The sequence below is a fragment of the Streptomyces polyasparticus genome, from assembly GCF_014493765.1.
In the GTDB taxonomy this organism is placed as follows: Bacteria; Actinomycetota; Actinomycetes; order Streptomycetales; family Streptomycetaceae; genus Streptomyces; species Streptomyces polyasparticus.
This window is the reverse complement of sequence record NZ_JACTVJ010000049.1, coordinates 1-20781: the sequence shown is the minus strand read 5'-3', so window position 1 is coordinate 20781 and position 20781 is coordinate 1. Positions and strand designations below refer to the sequence as shown.

At 66.3% G+C, this 20781-nt stretch carries 20 protein-coding genes and 3 pseudogenes; 15 read left to right on the top strand and 8 right to left on the bottom strand.

The window, feature by feature from the left end:
* Positions 1-117: pseudogene (locus H9Y04_RS44560) on the top strand (IS5/IS1182 family transposase); the annotation flags it as partial.
* 11 nt (positions 118-128) lie between these two features.
* Here H9Y04_RS44560 and H9Y04_RS44555 read toward each other — a convergent pair.
* Positions 129-630, bottom strand: a pseudogene (locus H9Y04_RS44555) (transposase family protein); the annotation flags it as partial.
* 283 nt (positions 631-913) lie between these two features.
* Here H9Y04_RS44555 and H9Y04_RS44550 point away from each other — a divergent pair.
* The 7 genes from H9Y04_RS44550 (at position 914) to H9Y04_RS44520 (ending at position 7197) form a co-directional block, all read left to right on the top strand.
* On the top strand, positions 914-1237 hold the full coding sequence (locus H9Y04_RS44550) for a transposase (RefSeq protein WP_308802052.1): 324 nt from the start codon (positions 914-916) through the stop codon (positions 1235-1237).
* 560 nt (positions 1238-1797) lie between these two features.
* Entirely contained in the window at positions 1798-2322 is a 525-nt protein-coding gene (locus H9Y04_RS44545) for a hypothetical protein (RefSeq protein WP_214662260.1), read from the top strand.
* A gap of 26 nt (positions 2323-2348) precedes the next feature.
* Positions 2349-3398 carry a peptidoglycan-binding protein gene (locus H9Y04_RS44540; protein ID WP_187819981.1) on the top strand — a complete coding sequence of 350 codons (1050 nt, stop codon included), beginning with the start codon at positions 2349-2351 and terminating at the stop codon, positions 3396-3398.
* Complete coding sequence (locus H9Y04_RS44535) at positions 3395-4138, top strand: ABC transporter ATP-binding protein (RefSeq protein WP_187819980.1); 744 nt, start codon at positions 3395-3397, stop codon at positions 4136-4138. The genes H9Y04_RS44540 and H9Y04_RS44535 overlap by 4 nt, the downstream gene beginning before the upstream one ends.
* On the top strand, positions 4132-5325 hold the full coding sequence (locus tag H9Y04_RS44530; RefSeq protein WP_187819979.1) for an ABC transporter permease: 1194 nt from the start codon (positions 4132-4134) through the stop codon (positions 5323-5325). The genes H9Y04_RS44535 and H9Y04_RS44530 overlap by 7 nt, the downstream gene beginning before the upstream one ends.
* Before the next feature lie 58 nt (positions 5326-5383).
* Positions 5384-6037, top strand: coding sequence for a response regulator transcription factor (locus H9Y04_RS44525; RefSeq protein WP_187819978.1), 654 nt, complete (start codon positions 5384-5386; stop codon positions 6035-6037).
* A 29-nt stretch (positions 6038-6066) separates the two neighbouring features.
* The gene (locus H9Y04_RS44520; protein WP_214662266.1) at positions 6067-7197 is read left to right on the top strand and encodes a sensor histidine kinase; all 1131 of its coding nucleotides are present in this window, start codon (positions 6067-6069) and stop codon (positions 7195-7197) included.
* Between the two features lie 102 nt (positions 7198-7299).
* Here H9Y04_RS44520 and H9Y04_RS44515 read toward each other — a convergent pair.
* Positions 7300-8072, bottom strand: a pseudogene (locus tag H9Y04_RS44515) (transposase family protein).
* Between the two features lie 81 nt (positions 8073-8153).
* Here H9Y04_RS44515 and H9Y04_RS44510 point away from each other — a divergent pair.
* Positions 8154-8873: a transposase gene (locus H9Y04_RS44510; RefSeq protein ID WP_187819976.1), complete on the top strand. Its 720-nt coding sequence runs from the start codon at positions 8154-8156 to the stop codon at positions 8871-8873.
* A 17-nt stretch (positions 8874-8890) separates the two neighbouring features.
* Here the strand turns inward: H9Y04_RS44510 and H9Y04_RS44505 are convergent, their stop codons facing one another.
* Positions 8891-9688 (bottom strand): polysaccharide deacetylase family protein, encoded by a 798-nt coding sequence (locus tag H9Y04_RS44505; protein WP_187819984.1) that lies wholly within the window; start codon positions 9686-9688, stop codon positions 8891-8893.
* Positions 9689-10167: 479 nt separating this feature from the next.
* On the opposite strand from H9Y04_RS44505, the gene H9Y04_RS44500 reads away from it, so the two are divergent.
* Entirely contained in the window at positions 10168-10485 is a 318-nt protein-coding gene (locus H9Y04_RS44500) for a transposase (protein WP_214662259.1), read from the top strand.
* A 957-nt stretch (positions 10486-11442) separates the two neighbouring features.
* Here the strand turns inward: H9Y04_RS44500 and H9Y04_RS44495 are convergent.
* The 4 genes from H9Y04_RS44495 to H9Y04_RS44480 all read right to left on the bottom strand — a co-directional run bounded on the left by H9Y04_RS44495 (position 11443) and on the right by H9Y04_RS44480 (position 14952).
* Entirely contained in the window at positions 11443-12633 is a 1191-nt protein-coding gene (locus tag H9Y04_RS44495) for an ABC transporter permease (RefSeq protein WP_187819975.1), read from the bottom strand.
* Positions 12627-13319 carry an ABC transporter ATP-binding protein gene (locus H9Y04_RS44490; RefSeq protein WP_187819974.1) on the bottom strand — a complete coding sequence of 231 codons (693 nt, stop codon included), beginning with the start codon at positions 13317-13319 and terminating at the stop codon, positions 12627-12629. The genes H9Y04_RS44495 and H9Y04_RS44490 overlap by 7 nt, the downstream gene beginning before the upstream one ends.
* Positions 13316-14353, bottom strand: coding sequence for a peptidoglycan-binding protein (locus H9Y04_RS44485; protein WP_187819973.1), 1038 nt, complete (start codon positions 14351-14353; stop codon positions 13316-13318). Before H9Y04_RS44485 ends, H9Y04_RS44490 begins: the two co-directional genes overlap by 4 nt.
* A gap of 101 nt (positions 14354-14454) precedes the next feature.
* Complete coding sequence (locus H9Y04_RS44480) at positions 14455-14952, bottom strand: hypothetical protein (protein ID WP_187819972.1); 498 nt, start codon at positions 14950-14952, stop codon at positions 14455-14457.
* A gap of 128 nt (positions 14953-15080) precedes the next feature.
* Here H9Y04_RS44480 and H9Y04_RS44475 point away from each other — a divergent pair, with 128 nt between their 5' ends.
* The 5 genes from H9Y04_RS44475 to H9Y04_RS44460 all read left to right on the top strand — a co-directional run bounded on the left by H9Y04_RS44475 (position 15081) and on the right by H9Y04_RS44460 (position 18301).
* Positions 15081-15737 carry a response regulator transcription factor gene (locus H9Y04_RS44475; protein WP_187819971.1) on the top strand — a complete coding sequence of 219 codons (657 nt, stop codon included), beginning with the start codon at positions 15081-15083 and terminating at the stop codon, positions 15735-15737.
* Positions 15734-16921, top strand: a complete 1188-nt coding sequence (locus H9Y04_RS44470; protein ID WP_187819970.1) for a HAMP domain-containing sensor histidine kinase — start codon at positions 15734-15736, stop codon at positions 16919-16921. The genes H9Y04_RS44475 and H9Y04_RS44470 overlap by 4 nt, the downstream gene beginning before the upstream one ends.
* Positions 16922-17286: 365 nt before the next feature.
* Positions 17287-17451 (top strand): hypothetical protein, encoded by a 165-nt coding sequence (locus tag H9Y04_RS44465; RefSeq protein ID WP_187819969.1) that lies wholly within the window; start codon positions 17287-17289, stop codon positions 17449-17451.
* Entirely contained in the window at positions 17448-17735 is a 288-nt protein-coding gene (locus H9Y04_RS46350; RefSeq protein ID WP_214662257.1) for a hypothetical protein, read from the top strand. The genes H9Y04_RS44465 and H9Y04_RS46350 overlap by 4 nt, the downstream gene beginning before the upstream one ends.
* A gap of 2 nt (positions 17736-17737) precedes the next feature.
* Positions 17738-18301, top strand: a complete 564-nt coding sequence (locus tag H9Y04_RS44460) for a hypothetical protein (protein ID WP_187819968.1) — start codon at positions 17738-17740, stop codon at positions 18299-18301.
* Between the two features lie 57 nt (positions 18302-18358).
* On the opposite strand, the gene H9Y04_RS44455 is transcribed toward H9Y04_RS44460, so the two are convergent.
* Positions 18359-20515, bottom strand: a complete 2157-nt coding sequence (locus tag H9Y04_RS44455; protein WP_187819967.1) for a glycosyltransferase — start codon at positions 20513-20515, stop codon at positions 18359-18361.
* Positions 20516-20781: the final 266 nt, after the last annotated feature.

The window sequence follows — 20781 nt, the reverse complement described above, 5'->3', positions numbered from 1 at the left end:
ACTGGCTACCGCCGGCTCAGCCCCCGCTACGAACGCCACCCCGCCAACTACCTGGCCATCCTCGGCCTGGCAGCCGCGCTGTGCTGCTACAAGCGACTACTCCGCCTCACCACATAGGACAACGTCTAAAGCGTGTCGGCCGTGCGACCAGGCAGTACGTCGATCCGCTCATGGGTCTGGGCGTCGATGATCACAGTGGCGTAGCGGTGCCGCCGGCGCAGCGCGAAATCGTCGACACAATCACAAGGGGGCACCCCGCCCGGCAGGCAGCGGGATCCGCAGAGCGGTGTGGCGCGACAAATTCACAGAGAGTATCGCCAGCAGACGTGATCCGGCCCGGCCAGCTAGCTCCTTGACCACTGCCTTGACTTGCCTGGTCAGAGGGGTCGTACGCCGCTGGTGTCGGTCCAGCACGCCCGGTACCTGCTCGCGAAAGGTATGCCGGCAGCCGCGGGTGGGACACACCAGGTGCCGCACCCTCACCCGGACCACCACCCGACGCTCGTCGACCCGGACATCGGCCACCGTCCGCCAGTGATACCCGTGCACGCATCTCGACGAGATCCCGCACATCGGGCAGACCGCAGTGTCCTGCGGAGTCCGTGCCCGCACCATGATCTGCTCACCCTCAGCGCCACGTGGTGTTCGGCTCGTTGCCGCGGAGCGAGCAGCGGCGGTTGAGGCGAGCGCTATCTGCGAGGTCTGATGCTGGATGGAGGCCGTAAGCCGATCCAGCCGATGGCCGAGCGGTTACCGGACGGGAACATGCAGGCCCTGCAGTAGTTCGTGAATCAGTCGCCTCGGGACTGGTTGCCGGTGCGGCAACGGATCACGCGACGGCTGTGCGAGGTGCTTCGGCCCGAGGCGTGGGCGGTCGACGATGTGTTGTCTCCCAAGTGGGGGAAAGGCGTCCGTGGAAGTGGCTCGGCAGTGCTGCGGGGCGGTGGTCAAGCGGGCCACCTGCCAGGTCGTGGTCAGCGTGCATGCCGCAACCGACACCGCTTCCTGCCCGCTGGACTGGCAGTTGTATCTGCCCGAGGAGTGGACCAGCGATGCGGCCCGACGCCGCAGTGCCGGCGTGCCGTGCGACGTCACCTTTGCGGCCAAGACCCAGCTCGCGCTGGACCGGCTGGCCGCCTGGGACCTGTCGGCGCCGGTGGCGGTTACCGACTGCGGTCATGGCCGTTCGGTGGCTTCCGCCTTGCACTGGAAAACCGCGGCCTGGACCATTTGGTAGCCGTCGAGGCCAAGGAGGTGGCTCATGCGGCCGTACACGGCCGCATGAGCTGGCCTATGGCGGACTGAGCCCGCAGGCTCTGCCCCGCTTGCCGCAGCCGACCGGTCACACTGCCTGACCTGGCGGCTGAACAGGGTGTGTTCAGCGAGGTGTCCTGGCAGCAAGGAAGTAAAGGGATCATGTGCTCACGTTTCGCCGTCCTGGAAATCCGGACGGTGGGCAAGCGGTCCTTCCGCCGCGCCCAGAAGTATGGCGGCGGCCTCAACGCCTGGGACTGGGGCAGCCAAGGCGAACGCTGCTGGTCGAGCAGGCCGACCCGGCCACGGAGGCGACTGGCTACTGGATCTCCAACCCGTCTGCCACCCCTCCCGTCGAAGATCTGGTCAGTCTGGCCAAGATGCGCTGGCGCATCGAGCACGACACCGGCCATGAAACCTGTCGGGCCCGTACCGACCTCTCTGACGTCACCTGCGTCACACGAAAACTCTGCGCAACATCGCACCCGATATCTCTTGATGCAGCGATGCAGCGCAGCGCGGATCGCTGGATAAAAGGGAGAGATGATGCTGGTTCTCACGGAGCGCAGATGGCGGCAGCGCAGGGCGCGCCGCAGGGTGATCACTGCAGGTGTCGCGGCGGTGGTGGCAATATCACTGGCCGCGTGCGGCGCGGGAGACGACACGGGTAATGAAGCAGACGGGATGGCCAGCGGCGGGAAGGACGAGGGCCTCCAGTACGCCAGCTGCCTGCGTGACCAGGGAGTGGACGTGCCAGATCCGAAACCCGGCGACCAAGCAGTGACCCAGATCCCCGACGGCGTCCCGAGGGCAAAGGCGGAGGCAGCGATCAAGGCATGCCAGAAGTACGCCCCACAGACGCACACGAAGGAGGAACATGAGCAGTTTCAGAAGGAGGCACTGGAACTAGCGAAGTGCTACCGGAAGAACGGTGTCGAGGTCGACGATCCCAAGAACGGTGTGTTCATCCCCCCGCAAGGGACGGCCCAGGACACTCCTGCCTTCAAGAAGGCCACGGAGGCCTGCAAGGAGTTCATGGGAAACCGCCAAGAAGTCGGTGCCCAGTGAGCGGGAAGCGACGGCGGATACATATCGTGGTGACCATTGCGGCGCTGACGCTTGCGGGTGGCGGCGTCAGCGCGGTAACGCTGGGGCTGGGCGGCAGCAGCGGCCGATCGGACGCGGCGCGGCGGGACACACGGCCGGCAGCAACCAGCGAGATCACACGCAGTGATCTCGCCGCATCCCAAGCACTGGCCGGTGAGCTGGGTTACGGCACCCCTGTCCCAGTGCATGGCCGGCTACCGGGTACCGTCACCTGGCTCCCCGAGCAAGGTGCGGTCGTCCAGCGCGGCGAGGCCTTGTACAAGGTCGACAACCAACCGGTCGCGCTCATGTATGGGGCGACGCCGATGTACCGGGATCTGGCGCGCGGCGTGGAGGGTCCTGATGTAGAACAGCTCAACGATAATCTGCGGGCCTTGGGCTACGGCGCTCCGAACGGCGATGTCTTCACCGCCGAAACCGCGGCGGCGGTGCGTGCCCTGCAGCAGAAGCAGGGTGTGAAGGCTACCGGCACGCTCAAGATCGGCCAGCTCCACTTCGCGCGGGACGCGGTTCGGGTCGCCGAGCATCGGACAGTGGTGGGCGACACGGCCAGTGCGACGGTGCTGACCCGCACCAGCCGGTCCAAGACAGTGACCGTCCAAGTCGATGTAGGTGACCAAGAGTTGGCGAAGAAGGGGAAAGTCGTGAAGGTGCTGCTGCCCGGCGGCAGCAGCGTCGAGGGCAAGATACGGAGAGTACGGACAGTCACCTCGGGTGAAGGCGAGAAGTCCGACGGCAAGGACGGTTCGGTAAAGACCAAGATCGATGTGGAGATCGAGATCGCGGATCAGCATGCGCTGAAGGGGCTGGACACGGCCACGGTCGATGTGGAATTCACCAGCGCCACCGCGAAGAATGCCCTGTCGGTTCCGGTGACGGCGCTCGTGGCGCTGGCCGATGGCGGCTACGCGGTACGCGTCGTCGACGGCGACCGTACCCGAACCGTCCCGGTCAAGCTCGCGCTGTTCGCGCAAGGCCGCGTGGAGATCGAGAGCAGGGAATTGCGTGCGGGCATGAAGGTAGCGGTGCCGAAATGACTGTACCTGCCCATACGGCCGACACGAGCCGCACGGCTATCGCGCCCGCGAGGAGCGCGGCCGTTGTCGCGCTCGAGGCCGTCACTCGTTCCTACCCGGGCGGGGTCACTGCTCTGGACGCGGTCGATCTGGTCGTCACACGCGGTGAGTTGACCGCGATCGTCGGCCCCTCCGGCTCTGGAAAGTCCACGCTACTCAACCTCATCGGAACGCTCGACCTGCCCACCTCTGGGCGGATCTCCATCGCAGGGCACGATGTCGCAGCGCTCAGCGACCGTCAGTTGTCCGCGCTGCGCGCCTCCTCCATCGGCTTCGTCTTCCAGCACTTCCATCTCGCGGCTGGGGTGAGCGCCCTTGACAACGTCGCCGACGGCCTGCTGTACGCCGGGGTGTCACGGAGCGCGCGCCGTGAGCGCGCGGCACACGCTCTGGAACGAGTAGGTCTCCGGAATCGCCTCGACCACCGCCCCCATGAACTGTCCGGCGGCCAGAAACAGCGGGTCGCCATCGCCCGCGCGGTGGTCGGCGAACCGGCCCTGCTACTCGCTGACGAGCCTACGGGCGCTCTTGACTCAAGCTCCGGCGCCGCGGTGGTGGACCTCTTGCGCGAGCTCAACGCGGCCGGCACTACCATCCTGGTCATCACGCATGACCAAGAGATCGCGGCGAGTCTGCAGCGCCAGGTCGTCATGCTGGACGGCCGGGTACGGACCGACTCGGCCCGGGGGGCGTCATGCTGAGGCCCGCCCGGCTGAGCCCTGGAGACGTCGTCCGCGTCGGCGGCTTCGGGTTGCGCAGTCGTCCGGTACGCGTCCTGCTGTCGGCACTGGGCATCGCCATCGGCATCGCTGCGATGGTCGCGGTCGTCGGCATTTCCAGCTCGAGCCGCGCGGAACTCGACCGCACTCTTGAGCGGCTCGGCACCAACCTCCTGACCGCGTCACCGGGCCAGAGTCTGGATGGCAGCCAGGCGAAATTGCCACAAGAGGCCACCCGTGTGGCCAGCGGGATGGCAGGGGTGGAGTCGGCCACGGCGGTCGGCGTCGTCGACGATGTGCAGACCTACCGTACGGACAAGATCCCCAAGGCTCAGTCGGGTGGCATCACCGCGGCAGCTGCCCATCAGGGTCTGCTGCAGACAGTGGGCGCCACTCTGAGCAAGGGCGACTGGCTCAACGCAGCCACCGGCAAGTACCCGGTCACCGTCCTGGGCGCCACCACCGCCGAGCTGCTGGGCATCACCGAACCGGGCCCCGATACCCGGGTTTGGCTCGGCGGCCAGTGGTTCACCGTCGCCGGCATCCTCGAACCGGTCCCCCTGGCAGCCGAGTTGGACACGTCGGCCCTGGTGGGTTGGGATGCCGCCGAGAAGTACCTCGATTTCGACGGGCACCCCACCACCGTCTACACTCGCGCGGACGAGGAGCGCATCGCCGACGTCAGGCATCTGCTCGGCCGTACGGTCAATCCGGCCGAGCCCACCACCGTCTCCGTATCCCGGCCGTCCGACGCGCTGGCCGCCAAGGAGGCAGGCGACGCAGCGTTCACTGGGCTGTTGCTCGGACTGGGCGGGGTGGCCCTTCTCGTCGGGGGAATCGGAGTTGCCAACACCATGGTGATCTCGGTCCTCGAACGCCGTGGCGAGATCGGGTTGCGCCGTTCACTGGGCGCGACCCGATGGCAGGTGTGCCAGCAATTCCTGACCGAATCACTGCTGCTGTCCGCTCTGGGCGGTGGGGCGGGCGTGGTAATCGGCTCGGCCGTCACCGCCGCCTACGCCACCACTCAGAACTGGCCGGTGGTAGTTCCCCCTTGGGTGATGGGCGGAGGCGTGGGAGCGACGCTCGCGATCGGGGGCCTCGCCGGCCTGTATCCGGCCGTACGTGCAGCCAGGCTGGCCCCCACCGTGGCGCTCGCCGCACCGTGAGTGACGTCGCGCGTCGCACGTGAATCACGAGGACACATCGTAACGAAGGGAGAACAGGGTGCGCGTACTCGTCGTCGAGGACGACCCGCTGATCGCCGAGATGGTCACCATGGGGCTGCGCCGCCACGGATTCGCCGTGGACACGGTCCTCGACGGAGCCGCGGCGGCACACATTCTCCAGACCAACGACTACGACGTCGTCGTGCTGGACCGGGATCTGCCTGGTGTTCACGGCGATGCCATCGCGACGGAGCTGGTCTCCTCAGGTGCCCGTACCCGCATTCTCATGCTCACCGCATCGGGCGGACTCGGCGACCGCGTCCAGGGTCTGAACCTGGGGGCGGACGACTATCTCGCCAAACCGTTCGAGTATCCCGAACTCATCGCCAGGGTGGGAGCACTGTGCCGCCGAAGCGCTCCGCCCCTTCCCCCGGTGATGGAGAGCTCAGGGGTACGGCTGGACACCAGTCGGCGCACCGTCACCCGGGACGGCCAGCCGCTCGACCTCACTCCCAAGGAGTTCGCGGTACTGCATCTGCTGCTGGCCGCCGACGGAGCACCAGTCAGCCCGGAGGAACTGTTGGAGCGCGCCTGGGACCAGCACGCGGACCCGTTCACCTCGGCCGTACGCGTCACCATGAGCCGATTGCGCACCAAACTCGGGGCCCCCCCGTTGATCCGCACAGTGCCGGGCGTGGGATACGTTCTGTGAACCGCCGACCACGTAGACGCCGGGCCGGCGTGCGCATCCGCATCGCAGCCGTCTATGGACTCGTCTTCTCACTACTGGGCGCAGCGCTGCTCTCTCTCGTCTACTTCCTTTCTCGCGCCGACGCCGTAGCGAAAGCGCAGGAGTTGATGGGCCGCACTCTCCAAACAGTCCCCGAGCAGAACCCTCCGCCCACCAGCGCGGAACAAGAGCCTGGCACCGTCACTCTCGAACTCGCCCAGTTCGCCTCACGGCAGGTACTGATCTGGTCCGGCGCCGCTCTGTTGGTGATGTCCGTACTCGCGGTCGGCATCGGCTGGTGGATCGCCGGCCGGGTGTTGCGACCCGTACATGCCATGACAGCCACCGCACGACGCATTTCCCAACAGAATCTGGACGAGCGCATCGCCCTTGGCGGCCCAAAGGACGAGCTCAAGGAACTCGCTGACACCTTCGACGAACTCCTGGCCCGCCTGGAGTCTTCCTTCGACAGTCAGCGCCGTTTCATCGCCAACGCCTCCCACGAACTGCGCACCCCACTGGCCGCACAACGGGCCGCGCTCCAGATCGGCTTGGAAAATCCCAGCCCCGAGGACGTCGTGCGCGTCCGGGAGCGTCTCCTCGACGCCAACCGGCGCAGCCAGCACCTCATCGACGGCCTACTGCTCCTCGCCAACAGCGAGCGCGGGATCAAGGAGACGGCGCTGGTGGACCTGTCGGAGGTGGCTGCCGAAGAGGCCGGTTCGTGCGCACCGGCGGCCAAGGCAGCACAGGTCACCCTCACCGTGGACAAGGGGCATGCTCCGGTTCGCGCAAACCGGGTCCTGCTCAGCCAATTGATAGCGAACCTGCTGCGCAACGCCATCGCCTACAACCAACCGCACGGACATGTCGTCGTCCGCATCGCACCCGGTCGGCTCACCGTCACCAACACCGGCCCGGCTGTGGCACCGCAGGATATCCCGGCGCTTTTCGAGCCGTTCCGACGCGGCCGGGGCAAGGACCGGATGACAACCGTGTCCGCCACCAACGTCGGCGGCGGACACGGCCTGGGCCTGGCCCTCGTCCGTTCGATCGCCACCGCCCATGGCGGAACGGTCACGGCCTGCCCAGGGCCCGAGGGCGGCCTCTGCATCGAGGTACGGCTGCCTGCCGAGCGCTGAGATTGCGTAGGGGCATCGCCACGTAAGTCCGAAGGCCTCATTGAAGCGTGTTGCGTAAGGCTGTGTTCGGGCAGGTCAGGGTGTGCGAGGGCGGTTGTCTGGTCATGAGGTGAGGGTGAGGTTGTGCATGTGGGCGACGGCTTGGACGGCGTGATGGAGGCCGTCGCCGTGTTGCCGGCAGTCGCGGAGGATCTTGTAGGTCTTCATCCGGCTGATCACATGCTCTACCCGGGCACGGACTGTGCGGTGGGCGGCATTGTCGCTCTCCTCGCCGGGCAGCAGCTCGCGCCGCGGGCGTTTGCGGTGCGGGGTGATCATGCCGCAGCCTAGGTAAGCGCCGTCGGGCAGGACCGTGGCGCCCGGGCAGTGCTCGGCCAGGCCGGAGGCCCGCCAGGCGTGCGCGTCCGCGGTGGTGCCCGGCAGCGGACGACCGGCCGCAATCACGAGGCGCGTGTCAGCGTCCACGATGACCTGCACGTTCGCCGAGAACCGGTAGTTGCGCGAGGACGAGCCAACGCTGCGGTCACGGACCGGGATCAAAGTGCCGTCCACTATCCACAGCCGATCCGCGGCATCGGTCGGCCGCGACACGGGCTCCAGCGCCTGCAGTGGACCGAGCCGTTGAATCACCCGGCACACCGTGGACGAGGAGATCCCGAACAACGGGCCCAGCTGCCGCATCGTCAGGTTCGTCCGTAGTACACCGCCACCACCAGGACCCGCTCCGCCAATGGCAGGCACCATGGACGGCCCTGCAAGGTGCCGTCACCACCGCGCTCCCGCACCACCTTGAGGAGCCGCGCAAACTGCGTCACACGCAGCCCTGCGAATGTCTCCACCCACACCTGCTCAGCCCTCAACACCCAGCCATGCAGGGCAAATGCCCACTTCACAGCCTTGTGTCACACGCTTTGAGGGCTGTCCCGCAAAGCTGATCACGATGGGATGATCCTGGTGTGGCTGGTGTGATCACGGCGTCCGAGCCGTCCTGGATAGGTCCGTTCAGCGGGCTGAGCCCGCGCCGTTTCGGCAAGCTGGTTGCCTGCGTGCGGCGGGCGACCACGGGTGAACTGCGCCGCGGACGCCCCTGGGGGCTATCGCTCGAGGATCGCATCCTGCTGGTCACGGCGTACTGGCGCACGAACTTGACGATGCGTCAAATTGCTCCGCCGTTTGGTGTCTCGAAGTCCGCTGCGGACCGGTTCCGCAACGACGCCGTGCTGATCGTCGACGGCACCCTGGTGCCTACCCGTGACCACACGGTGGCCGAGCAGTCGAAGAACTATCGCTATTCCACGGCCCATCAGGTCGTGATCGATGCCGACACACGCTGGGTCGTCGTGGTCGGCCGGCCACTGCCGGGCAACCGGCACGACTCCCGCGGCTGGGACGAGTTCGGCGCCAAGGCCGCCGTCGGCAACACCATGACCATCGCCGACGGCGGCTACCAAGGGACCGGGCTGGTCATCCCTCACCGCCGCCGCAAGGGCGAGGAACTACCGGCCTGGAAAGAGGACCACAACCGTTCGCACAAGCAGGTGCGTGCCCGCGTCGAGCACACTTTCGCCCGCATGAAGGGCTGGAAGATCCTGCGTGACTGCGGTCTCAAGGGCGACGGCATCTATCACGCCATGCTCGGCGTCGCCCGCCTGCACAACCTCGCGCCCACCGGATAGCCGCAGCCTCTACGTGCTCACCATGCGTTCCAGTAGGCGCGGCCCGGCCGGGGCTTGTTGGGGGCGAACAGCTGGGACACGGTCACCGGTGTCAGCCCACGTTCGCGCAGTCCGTCGATGATGCCGGGCACCGCGGGCACGGTCCCCGGGTAGATGTCATGGAGCAGGATGATCCCGTTGCGGGCCGCGCTAGCCAGGACCCGCCGCTGAATGAGTCTGGGGTCGTGGTCACGATAGTCCTTGGCCGTGACCGTCCACAGGATCTGTGCGAGCCCGAGCTCACGGCTGACCTTGGCTACCCGCTGGTCGGTGCGTCCCTGAGGCGGGCGCATCAGCGTCGGGGTGCGGCCGGTGAGGTCTTTGATCTGCTTCTGCACGAGGGAGAGCTGACGGCGAATCTCCGTGTCCGAGACCTCGGTCAGGCGGGGATGGCTCCAGCTGTGATTGGCGAGTTCATGCCCCTCGGCTGCTTCTCTGCGCACGAGCTCCGGATAGCGGGTCACGCCGCTCTTACCGAGAAGGAAGAAGGTGGCGTTGACCCGCTTGGTCTTCAGAATGTCCAGAAGGCGGGCGGTGTACGGGCCCGGCCCGGCATCGAAGGTCAACGCCACGCATCTCGCCTTACGGCAATCCATCGGACGCGGCTTGGACCAGGACGGGCTGGGTGACGGCTTCGGCTTCAGCGGTGCTGCGACCGGAGACGCAGCCGCCGCCGCTTTGCCTGCGGCCGTGTCGGGTTGCTCTGCCGTACCGCAGGCAGCCAGAACGGCGATCGCCGCCACGGTGACAAAGGTGCGCTTCAAACGGCGGGACATGGTCACGGAAGATCTCTATCAGGCAGTTAACACGACACCCGCCTTTGACACAGCAACACCACCACGAACCCATCCCTACAATGATCATCTTTGCGGGACAGCCCTTAGATGATCTTGATGCTTTGAGTGGGTGTTCTGTGAGTCGTCGTGGCCGGTTGTCCGGTTTGAGGGGTTGCGGTTGACCGGTGCTGCGTGTGCTGGAGTCGTGGCTGAGCGGCAGCCGTACCCGAGTGATCCGGCCGGTCATCGCAGCCTGGTAGGGCCAGCACCGTTCGGTCAGCGGCCATGAGGGCCGGTACGAGATGCGGGAGATCGTCAAAGCGATCCTGTACAACCCGGCTGGCCCTACCCCCAACGAGCTTGGGACGTCGCTGAGCCGTTCTGCGAGGGCGGCGACCGCCTCACGGTCGCCTTCGAGGGCTTCGCGCTCGTCATCGGGATCACGCAGCTGGACAAGGTGGCCCACCGACAACCCCGACGTGGTCAAGAGCTGGCCCGATGCCGGGTTCACGAACGCCGTCATCGAGCACGGCCGGTCGCTGGGCATCGACGTCGAGGTGGTGTCGCGTGATCCGCAGACCAAGGAGTTCGCCCCGGCCCCGAATCGGTGGATCGCCGAGCAGACCTTCGGCACGCTGATGCTGCACCGCCGCCTGGCCCGCGACTACGAGACTCTGCCCGCCAGTTCGGCGTCATGGATGCGCTGGTCGACCGACATCATGACCCACCGGCTCACCGCCACGACGACTCCCACCTGGCGAGATCCGCCACCAGCCCGCTGCGGCGACCCGGCATGAACCAGTGCGAGGGGAGCATGCAGGAGTTCCTGGAACAGCTCCAAATACGCGAGGCCGCCAGCCGGCGGCATCACCGACCAGCTCCGCACCCAGATCGCCGACCTCACCGCCCAACTCGCGGACGCGGAACAGACTCTGGAAAGACTGACGATCACCCGGGAAACCATCCTGGAGATCGCCCCGAACCTTCCCGGCGGCCTCGCCCCGCCGCCCTCGGCCTACCGTCAGATCCTCGCCCTCTTCGACAACACCGCAGACGGACTGCCCCCCAAGGACGTCTGCCTCGCCCTGGATGCCACCGCAGCCAACCCCACCCCCAGACTGAGCCCCGGCGAAAGCTCACAGAACACCCACTAAGACACCCTCTAGCTCGGGGCCCGTGGTGTAGTGGCCACGGGCCCCGAGGGGGGGTGTTACTTGGCGGTGATCGTGGAGGTCGGAGTGCGGTCACCGGTGTAACTGGCGCCACCGATACGAGCGACCGCGACGCCACAACCAGCCATCCGAAAGTTGACTTCACCCGATGCATTGAAGGCACGTCAGAACCGAAGATGAACCCTCTGGCTCATCTACCAGTGACTGCAGCACCTCGTGGATTCCGAGTCTGGGCCCACGGCGTGGTGGCCGGGATGACGCTGTCGATGTTGTCTCAGGCGAGCACAGCGCGCTCACATCCCGCCGACTTGTTCCACACAACCACAATGAGTGCATTGCGCCCAGCCCGCCGGCAGCCAATGCCCCACTGCACGGCCGATCCCGCTATCCCGTCTAGCGCCTTACCTACAAGCGGGCCACGAGTTGAGCTGTCCAGGAAGGGTAGTCTGCTTGTCCGCTACCTCGGATAGATCGCACCAACAACACAGCGTGTCACGCATGGTGCTTGCTCCGCCCGACCCGCTGCCGCAGGGAATGCCTGCTGAAGGTTTACAGACTCACTCGCCCCGTACGCCTGGACCCTCAGGCCGCTCCCAGCGCCTCGGTCGGTGGCAGTTGAGAGGCGCGGACTGCTGGGTAGAGCCCAGCGAGGGCACCGATGCTCAGGGTGGCACCGAATCCGCCTGCAATGGCCCAGACCGGGACGCTGACCGGCCAGCCCTGCGAGAGCGCGTAGGCGGCGGTGACAGCGATACCCAGCAAGACGCCACCAATGCCGCCGAGCCCGGCGAGCAGTTGAGACTCGACGAGGAACTGGGTACGGATCTGGTTGCGGCGAGCACCTAGTGAGCGGCGCAGGCCAATTTCGGCGCGGCGTTCCAGCACAGAGATGACCATGGTGTTAGCCACGCCGACCCCGCCGACGAGCAGGGCGACTGCGCCGAGGCCCAGCATCAGGCCGGTGAAGGCTTTGTCAGTGGCATTCTTGGCGGCCAGGGCGTCAGAAGGTCGGCTCACCTTGACCTCGGTGGGTGCCTGTGGGTTGGCAGTGGCTGCCAGGACATCCCGCACCTCTTCCACAGCGGATTCCACAGTCCGGGTATAGATCTTCGTGGGATGCCCATCGAAACCGAGAATTCGCTCGGCCGCGCCCCAGCCGACGAGAGCGCTGTCGTCCAGTTCGGGGGCCAGGGCCGACTTGTCGAGGATGCCGACGAGCGTGAACCACGTGCCTCCCAGCCAGACCCGGGTGTCGGATTCGATGGAGCCAATGCCGAGGCGGTCGGCCGCGCCGGTGCCCAGCACCACGGCGGGATAGCGGGCGGTGGCCTTGTTCAGCCAGCTGCCGCGGGCGAGCTGCGTGCCAGTTGTGGCGAGAAGCCCCAGGTCGGCCGCCTTGACGTTGATGGAGCCGGTTTCGGCGGGTGGGATGCGGTCATTGCGGTATACGTACCCGTCCACGTCTCCGGTACTGGCGGCGGATTCGACCGGGCCGATGCGTCGGACCATGTCGACGGTGCTCTTCGGGAGCTTGGCCTCGGCGCCGGTGAAAGTCTGGCCGGGGGCTGCGGTGAGCAGGTTGGTTCCGAGACGGTCGAGGGTACGTTGCAGTTCGGCATGGCTAGAGGTGGAGATACCGACCACTCCGATCATCGCGGCGATGCCGATGGCGATGCCGAGTGCGGACAGGAAGACACGCAGCGGCCGAGTACGCAGCCCCGAGGCTCCGGTGCGCAGGACATCGCGTGGGCTCATCCGGCCGGTCTTCAGCATGCGGGCACCCGGTCTCGAGACGAGTCGTGAACGATGCGGCCATCGCGGACCTGTACTTGGCGGGGCAACGAAGCGGCGACCTCCCGGTCGTGCGTGATGATCACGACGGTGGTGCCGTCCGCGTGCAACGCACGCAGCAGGGCCATGACGGTGTCGCCCGAGCGCGAGTCGAGCGCGCCGGTCGGCTCGTCGGCGAGGAGCAGGCGCGGGCTGCCGACCAGTGCCCGGGCGATCGCTACACGTTGACGCTCGCCGCCGGAGAGTTCGTTGGGGCGGTGGTATATACGGCGGGCGAGATCCACACGTTCCAGGGCGCTACGTGCCGCGCGGCGGCGCTCGGCAAGTGGCGTGCCAGTGTAAAGCAGGCCTTCAGCGACATTGTCGAGGGCCGAAAGGCCAGCCGCCAGGTGGAATTGTTGGAAGACGAAGCCGATGGTCATCGCCCTCAACGCGGACAGTTCCTGGTCGCCCAGGGTGGCGATGTCGTGGCCGTCGATCTCGACGGTACCGCTGGTGGGGCGGTCCAGGGTGCCGATCAAGTTGAGCATGGTCGACTTTCCGGAGCCGGACGGGCCGACGATGGCGGCGAGTTCGCCCCGGTGGAACGTCAGCGAGACCCCGGCCAGAGCGGTGGTTTCACCGTAGGAGCGCGTGACGTTGTCCAGGCGGACGACTGGGCGGTTCACTTGGGAATCCCCACCTTGTCGCCGGCCTTGATCTCGCCGGTGATCTCGACCTTGCCATCGGCGAACATGCCGGTTCTGACCGCGACGATACGGGTCGTGGTGCCGTCGACGACCTGGACGCCGTAGCCACCCTCAGACAGTGCAAGGAGTGCCGAGACGGGAACGGTCAGCACCCCCTTCTTCTCCTGGGAGATGATCTCCACATCGACGGGAGCGCCGTCGAAGCTGCCGAGTCTGGCTCTGTCCTTCTTGCTGATTTTCACGGTGACCTTGATGACGGATTTGCCGCCGCCCTGATCGCCTTGCTCGCCACCGCTCTGGTCCGGAGGCGAGGCAACCTTGCCAACGACCGAGATGACAGCTTCGGCACGCGAGCCGTCGGGGAGTACGACAGAGACCTTGTCGCCTTTGTGGACGAGTTTCTGCTTCTTGGCATCGAGATCGATACTCACGAACTGGACGGTATCTGTGAAGGTGAGCACTCCCATATCGGACGTGAGTTGCTGGCCCTTGGTTACCTCATGCCCGGTCACCCGAATCCTGCCGTCATTCACGACGGCGTCCCGGGGGGTGATGGTTCCCGTCCTTGGGACGCCGAGATCGCGCTGCCAGCGCCTGACCGCCGCGGCCGTTTGGGCGGTGTACTCCTTGTCGACCATGAACCCGGCGTACCCGAGACGAGCGAGTGACCGTTCCAGCTCGGCGGCGTCCTCGCCCTGCACGCCGGGCTTCAACTCACGGTAGAGCGGCGTGTCGCCGTAGAGCAGAGGGATGGGACGGCCGTCGGCCTTGAAGGCCGTGTCGCCGAGCCCGATCTCGGAACCGAGCTTCGGCAGCCACGTGACGGTGCCGGTGGCGGAACTGTGCAGAGGTTGAGGGGCGCCGTATCCGAGGGTGGCGTCGACGGTTTGACGCTCCACGAGATCCGTTGTGCTCACCTCGGTGGTCGCAGGAGGCCGATCGTCGTCGGCGGCCGCACTTTTGTCGCTGCCGCCGCCGAAACCCAGCGCGGCGACACCGGCGGTGGTCAACACTGCGGGGAGGGCGACGAAGGCGGCGATACGCCGACGGGGGCGCCGGTGGGCCGGTCCGGGCTCCGCCTCCGGGGATGGAGCGGTCCGCTCAGGCACGCCCATCACTGCTGGGCGCCAGGTGCGAGGTGCTTGCACTTCTCCGCGGCTGCCTTGAGCTTGTCCGGGTCTTTCATCATGTCCTTGGAGCTGCTCAACGCGCCAGTTTCCGGATCCGGATCGGGCACATTGACGCCGTTGTCCCGCAAACATTGGGCGTACTTCCGGACCGCCTCAAGGGTCTTCTCATCGGGTTTGCTACCCGCGACATCCTCCGCGGTGGGCGCCCACTCCTTACACTCCTCGAGTGCCTCTTCCATCTCCTCCGGCGACACCTGCTCCGGTGCCTCCTCGCCGACCTTGTGGGCCTGCGCGGAAACACCCCGTTCGGCCAGGCACGCCTTGTACTTGCGTAGCTTCTCAGCGCTGCTCAGCTGCTTCCCGCTCTGCTGCTTGTCCCCGCCGGCCGAAGCTACGGATGAGTCCTCGCCCTGGCTGCCGCACGCTGCCAGGGCGAGGCTGACCAACGGGACTGCGACCAGGAGTTTCATCGGCACACGCATGGAGTTGTTGTTCCTTCCCTTGCCAGGGCTGTCCCAGCACGGGAACCAGTAGAGCAAGGATGCGGTATCCGCTTCGTAACCGATTCCGGTTATCTCCTGGATACATACCTTCTGGCATCCTTGTGGTCGTGAGAGTACTGATCGTCGAGGATGAGCGGATGCTGGCCGATGCCGTGGCCGAGGGGCTGCGGGACGAGGTGTTCGCCGTCGATGTCGCCTACGACGGCGATGCCGGCCTCGAGCGGCTCGCGGTCAATGACTACGATGTACTGGTCCTCGACCGGGACCTGCCCTTGGTGCACGGCGATGATGTCTGCCGGGCCGTGGTGGATTCCGGTGGCCGCACCCGCATCCTCATGGTGACCGCCGCCTCCGACGTTCCCTCCTGCGTCGAAGGGCTCGCCATCGGCGCTGATGACTACCTCACCAAACCATTCGCCTTCGAGGAGCTCATCGCCCGCGTCCACGCACTGGCCCGACGCTCCCAGCCGGCTGGGCCGCCCGTATACGAGCGCGGCGGCCTGCGAGTGGAAACCGCCCGTCGCGCGGTCTACCGCGACGGGCACTACGTGCCGCTCGCCCGCAAAGAGTTCGCCGTCCTACTCGAACTGCTGCGCGCGGACGGAGCCGTAATCTCCGCCGAGGAACTGTTGGAACGTGCCTGGGACGAGCACATCGACCCGTTCACCAACGTGGTCCGAGTCACTGTGATGAAACTACGCAAGAAACTCGGCACACCGCAGCTCATCGAAACGGTAACGGGGGCGGGATACCGCATCCCATGAGGCTGACGATGCGCATAGGGACTCGACTGCCGATCCGAGCCAGGCTCACCCTGCTGTACGGCGGGCTGTTCATGGTCGCCGGCGCAGTGCTGCTCGGCGTCACCTACGTGCTGCTCGACGGAGCACTGGCGGGCCGACTGCTCACGGCCTATGCCACCTCCAGGAAGGTCGGAGCACCCGCGACCGAGGCTCCCGGCAGCAGCTTCGCACGCACCTCCGAAGTCCAGGCCCTCGAAGACGGCTACCGCGCCGCCACCTTGCAGTCGCTGCTCAATCAAGGCGGCATCGCACTCGCCGTACTCACTGTCGTCGCGACCCTGTTCGGCTATCTGATGGCCGGCCGAGTGCTACGCCCGCTGAACCGGATTTCCGACACCGCGAACCGTATCTCCACCAGCAGTGACCTCGGTCAACGGCTGGCCTTCGACGGGCCGCGGGACGAGATCACCAGGCTGGCCGACACCTTCGACTCCATGTTGGAACGCCTCGATAAGTCCTTTCAGGATCAGCAGCGTTTCATCGCGAACGCCTCGCACGAACTACGGACCCCACTCGCCATCAACCGCACCCTCATCGAGGTGGCGCTGCGCCGCCGTACAGCGGCGCAGGACACCAAACAACTGGGCGCCTCGCTACTCACGGTCAATGCACGGCACGAACGGCTCATCGATGGACTGCTGGCGCTGGCCAAGGGAGACCGGGAGCTCGCCGTCCGAACCCGGGTCGAACTCGGTGACCTGGCCCAGCACGTGGCCGACCAACAGCAGGGCCACGCCCGAACGTGTGGCGTACGGCTGACCGTAGCCGCCGAGCCCGCGCCGGTGTCCGGCGATCCGGTGCTCCTGGAACGAGTCGTCCATAATTTGGTGGAGAACGCCATCCGCTACAACACGTCAGACGGCTGGGTCCGAATCGCCACCCGTAGGACGAAGGGCGGCATGGCGCTGCTAGTCGTCACCAACACCGGCCCAGCGGTGGCAGAGAACGACCTCGAGGCCATGTTCCAACCCTTCCGCAGAATCGGCACCGACCGCGTGAACTCTCAGCACGGCGCCGGCCTCGGGCTGGCGATCGTGCGAGCCATTGTGCGCTCCCACGCCGGCACAGTCGGCGCGCATCCCCGTGAGGGGGGCGGACTGGAGATCCGAATTCAGCTGCCGCTGGCTGACCCCGGCGCATCGTGAGGCCATGCGGGTGTGTCCTGTATACGCGCAGGCTGGGCGTGCGTGATGTCGAACTGGCCGTGCTTCTGCCTCAGTTGGCGAGTGTGCGGGTGGAGCGGTTGAGCGCGGGAGCGAGCTGGTCCGGATTACGGTCCGGACCTGGGACGGGATTCTGTGTGCGTGTCCGGCGTGCGGTGAGTCGTCTTCGTGGGTGCACTCGCGGTGCGTGAGGTGGCTGACGAGTCCGTCGGCGGCAGACCGGTCGTGATCGACCTGTTTGTGCGGCGCCTGTACTGCGAAAACCGGGCTTGTCCGAGGGGCACCTTCGTCGAACAGGTGGCGGGACTGACGGAGCGGCACCAGCGGCGGACTCCGGCGTTCGGCGGGTGGTCGAGGCGGTCGCCAGGGTGCTGACCGGCTCAGCCGGTACCCGCCTGCTGTCCGTCCTGCATCATGCATTGAGCTGGGCGAGCGCGCTCAACTGGCTGATGCGGATCACACTGCCGGAGCGGGAAGCCCCACGGGTGGCCGGGATCGATGAGTTCGCATGACCACGTGGCTGCGGGAGCGTCACTGCCGGGATAGCGCGGGCAGTTTCGCTCAGGCCACCCTCGCTGCCGACCTGACGATCGTGCAGGTCATGGACCGCTGGCACGTGTGGCGCGGACTCGTCGAGGCCGTGGCTAAAGAGGTCACGGACCACAGTTCATGCTGGGGCAGGTTTGGCCCGCCGGTAATCGAAGGCATACTTGCTCGCAACACCCGTGGCAGCAGGTCCATGATCTACTCGAGAAGGGTGTTGGCCTGCTGGAGCGCTCCCGTCGGCTCGGCCTGACCTTGACCACCGTCAAACGGTACGCCCGCCATTCCGAGCCCGACCGGCTGGTGCGCAGCCCGACCCACCGGCCCGGACTCGTGGACCCCTTCCGGGCCCATCAGCGCGAGCGCTGCACTCAGGACCCGGCCGTCCCGGTCACCCAGTTCCTGGCCGAGATCCGTGAACGCGGTTGTCCGGGCAGTGCGAACCTCCTGGTCCGCTACATCAACTCCGGCCGCATCGAGGCGGATCACGCCGCGCTCTCCCCACGCCGTGTCACCGGCCGGCACACCACCCATCCCGACCGACTCGACGCGGACCAGCGCCAACACCGCGACCAACTGGCCGCGACCTGCACGGAGATGAGCACACTGGAGGAGCAGATCCGATCCTTCGTCCAATTGCTGGCCCCGGCCCAAGGCAATGCCGCCGAGCAGTCCGACTGGACCACCCGAACTCGCGCCGCCGACCGGCCCTTCCTGCACGTATTCACCACCGGCCTGGCACAACGGCCGCACCCAACGCGGCAGCACTACGGCCGAGCGGAACACCATCTCCTACGACAGCTCATCCCGCTCAACTGACCCTAACGCGATCAACGCCCACGAAATTCTTGGAAGAGTCAAGAACAAGACAGTCCCTCATGCTCCGGCTGCCGCGGCGGGTGTCGTTTCGCGCGCGCTGAATGCCAGGTCGTTGGTCACGGTGAAGTACGGCTTGATCTGCGCTATGCCCCGTTCCGGATCGTTCAGGAGTAGTTCTGGTACGACGTCCGTGCGCTTGCGGTCCACGATGTCGCCGCCTATGCGTCCGATCGCTACCGGGTTGGCGTCCCCACCCGGCGTCAGCTTGAGGTCCCAGACATCGTCGCCATCGCTGCGATGGTTCATCGCTTGGACGTAGTCGATGGTGAACTCGAACCGACCGGCGCCGAGGCTACGCAGTGGGATGCCGAAGCTGTACTTCGTCGCCTTGCGTGAGACCGCGAGTACCCGAGCCGACTGCGGGAGTTCGTACGACACGCCATGCAAGGTGGCTCGGACAGTTACCGAGGTGTCATCGACGCGCATCGTGTCGACTTCCGCATGGGCGGTCCGTAGCCAGGTGCGCACACAGAAGAAGCCGTCCACCGAGGTGTACGGAATCCAAGCTGACACTCCGGCCTCCCCACCTGTCCCAGCCAGAGGCATCGTCAACAGGGCGGCCTGTTCTGAGAGCTTGCAGACCAGGCGCACCCGCTTGTGCGTTCCGCGCAAAGCAATGTAGGTGTCCCAACGCCCTTCCTGTAGTTCGAGCTCGGAGCGCTTGAGGACCACCTCGATATCCCGATCGGGCGAGGAGCTCAGGGAGGGAACGGGGATACGGTGCTCGAGCCCGTCCCTGTCGTGACGCAGGCGGAGAACGAAGTCGAGTGGCACACGAGGAAGGTGATGCGCGTCGAGGAGGACAGCGATGTCTCCATTGGGGGTAACCCGGGCGTGGGCGGTGGGCCGTCGCTGCAGACGGGTGGCCTTCGAGAAGCGCGAATACGGCAGGATGGCGCCGCTCAGAGCGCGACGTACTCGAGCGAGCAATGCGACGCTGACGCATGCGGGTGCTTGAGGGGAATCCGCCACCGGCAGGTTTCGCTTGCGCAACAATTCAGCGATCAGGTGCTCGTAGCGACGCGCGATGGCATCGGGTGCGAAGGCCGCGGCGCGCTCCTTGGCAGCCACTCCCATCTGGGCGCGGAGTTCATGGTTCAACATCAGCGTGCGCAGCGCATTGGCGTACGACGCGATCGTATCGGGCTCGTTCGCCCGGCCGGCGAGAGGGACGAGGACTCCGTTCTTTCCGCTGGTGATGATTGCGCCGGGGCCATGCGGGCAATCGGTCGCTATGACCGGCACACCGCAGTACATGGCCTCGACGATGGTCATCCCGAAAGCCTCCATGTCGGAGGACACTGCGGCGATGGCGCCCTTGGCCCACTCGGTTTCCATGGGGGCGACCGCGCCCATGAGCGTGGCACGGTCGTAAAGTCCCAGCTTGTCGATCTGCTCGCGCAGGGCGGCGCGTTGGCGGCCGCGCCCATACAGCCGCAGGTTCCACTGCGGAAACTCGTCCGCTAGCTCCGCGAAGGCGGACACCAAGCGGTCGTAGCGCTTCACAGGCACAAGCCGGCCCGCAGCGATGATCAGCTTCGAGTCGAGAGGGGACTGCTCGACCTCGGGGACAGGCACGCAGTTCGGGATGCACATGATGGTCGTGGCTACGTCCGGCAGCTCGGCACGGTAATCCGCCGCGTCCGACTCTGACACAGTCACAAACGCATCCAGTCTCGCCAGAGCCAGATTCTGGTTCGTCCGTACCTGCTCGTGGTGCCCCATCAGGCTGAGGTGCTCCTGCCCGATGCGCAGATAGCGCTGCTGGCCGTATTCAGCGAGGTATCCGTTGAGAATAGGTCGCGTGGCAATCACGACGTCGGCGTCCGTCTCCCGCAGAAATGCTTGGATCCGCCGATCCTGGAGGGCTGTATGTGCGAGCCGTCCATCCTTCTTAGCGCGGTCCAGAGGGATGCTGCTGGGCTGCATGGTGAGAGCGTGATTCCCGTCGTACGTCGCTGCATCCGCCCGCATGTCAACAAGGCCACGAAGCTCGACTCCGGCGCCGAATGAAATTCGAGGCTTGTCCTGTGTCCGATGGACACTCACAACCTGGACGTCATGACGGACCGACAGTGCGCGCGAGAGATTCGCTGTGGCACGGATGGTCCCACCGATCCCGTACGCATTATCGATGAGAAACGCGATCTTCACTTGCTTCCGCTGCTTTCATGATGGGAACCGCAGGCTCGCACGCGCCACGCAGGCGGCTGGCGTCGACTCAGGAGGAGATCGCGCCAGTCAGAGAAGGCTCGGTCACCCAACTCCCGTGGTGTCTTGGGCGGATGAGACCTGTCGACTCGTGTGGGGATGGGTGAGCTCGGAGCGGATGTCGGCCGTCAGGGCCGGGTCTGTAAAGCTAACGGTGGTTCTGGGGTTGTTGGGGTTCAGCGCCGGGCGGCGGAGAGCCGGCCGTCGAA

Excerpts from the sequence above, each read along its gene's own strand:
- H9Y04_RS44545 (WP_214662260.1), top strand. The coding sequence starts at position 1,798 with ATGATGCTGGTTCTCACGGAGCGCAGATGGCGGCAGCGCAGGGCGCGC.
- H9Y04_RS44535 (WP_187819980.1), top strand. The coding sequence starts at position 3,395 with ATGACTGTACCTGCCCATACGGCCGACACGAGCCGCACGGCTATCGCG.
- H9Y04_RS44530 (WP_187819979.1), top strand. The coding sequence starts at position 4,132 with ATGCTGAGGCCCGCCCGGCTGAGCCCTGGAGACGTCGTCCGCGTCGGC.
- H9Y04_RS44505 (WP_187819984.1), bottom strand. The coding sequence starts at position 9,688 with ATGTCCCGCCGTTTGAAGCGCACCTTTGTCACCGTGGCGGCGATCGCC.
- H9Y04_RS44495 (WP_187819975.1), bottom strand. The coding sequence starts at position 12,633 with ATGCTGAAGACCGGCCGGATGAGCCCACGCGATGTCCTGCGCACCGGA.
- H9Y04_RS44480 (WP_187819972.1), bottom strand. The coding sequence starts at position 14,952 with ATGCGTGTGCCGATGAAACTCCTGGTCGCAGTCCCGTTGGTCAGCCTC.
- H9Y04_RS44470 (WP_187819970.1), top strand. The coding sequence starts at position 15,734 with ATGAGGCTGACGATGCGCATAGGGACTCGACTGCCGATCCGAGCCAGG.
- H9Y04_RS46350 (WP_214662257.1), top strand. The coding sequence starts at position 17,448 with ATGACCACGTGGCTGCGGGAGCGTCACTGCCGGGATAGCGCGGGCAGT.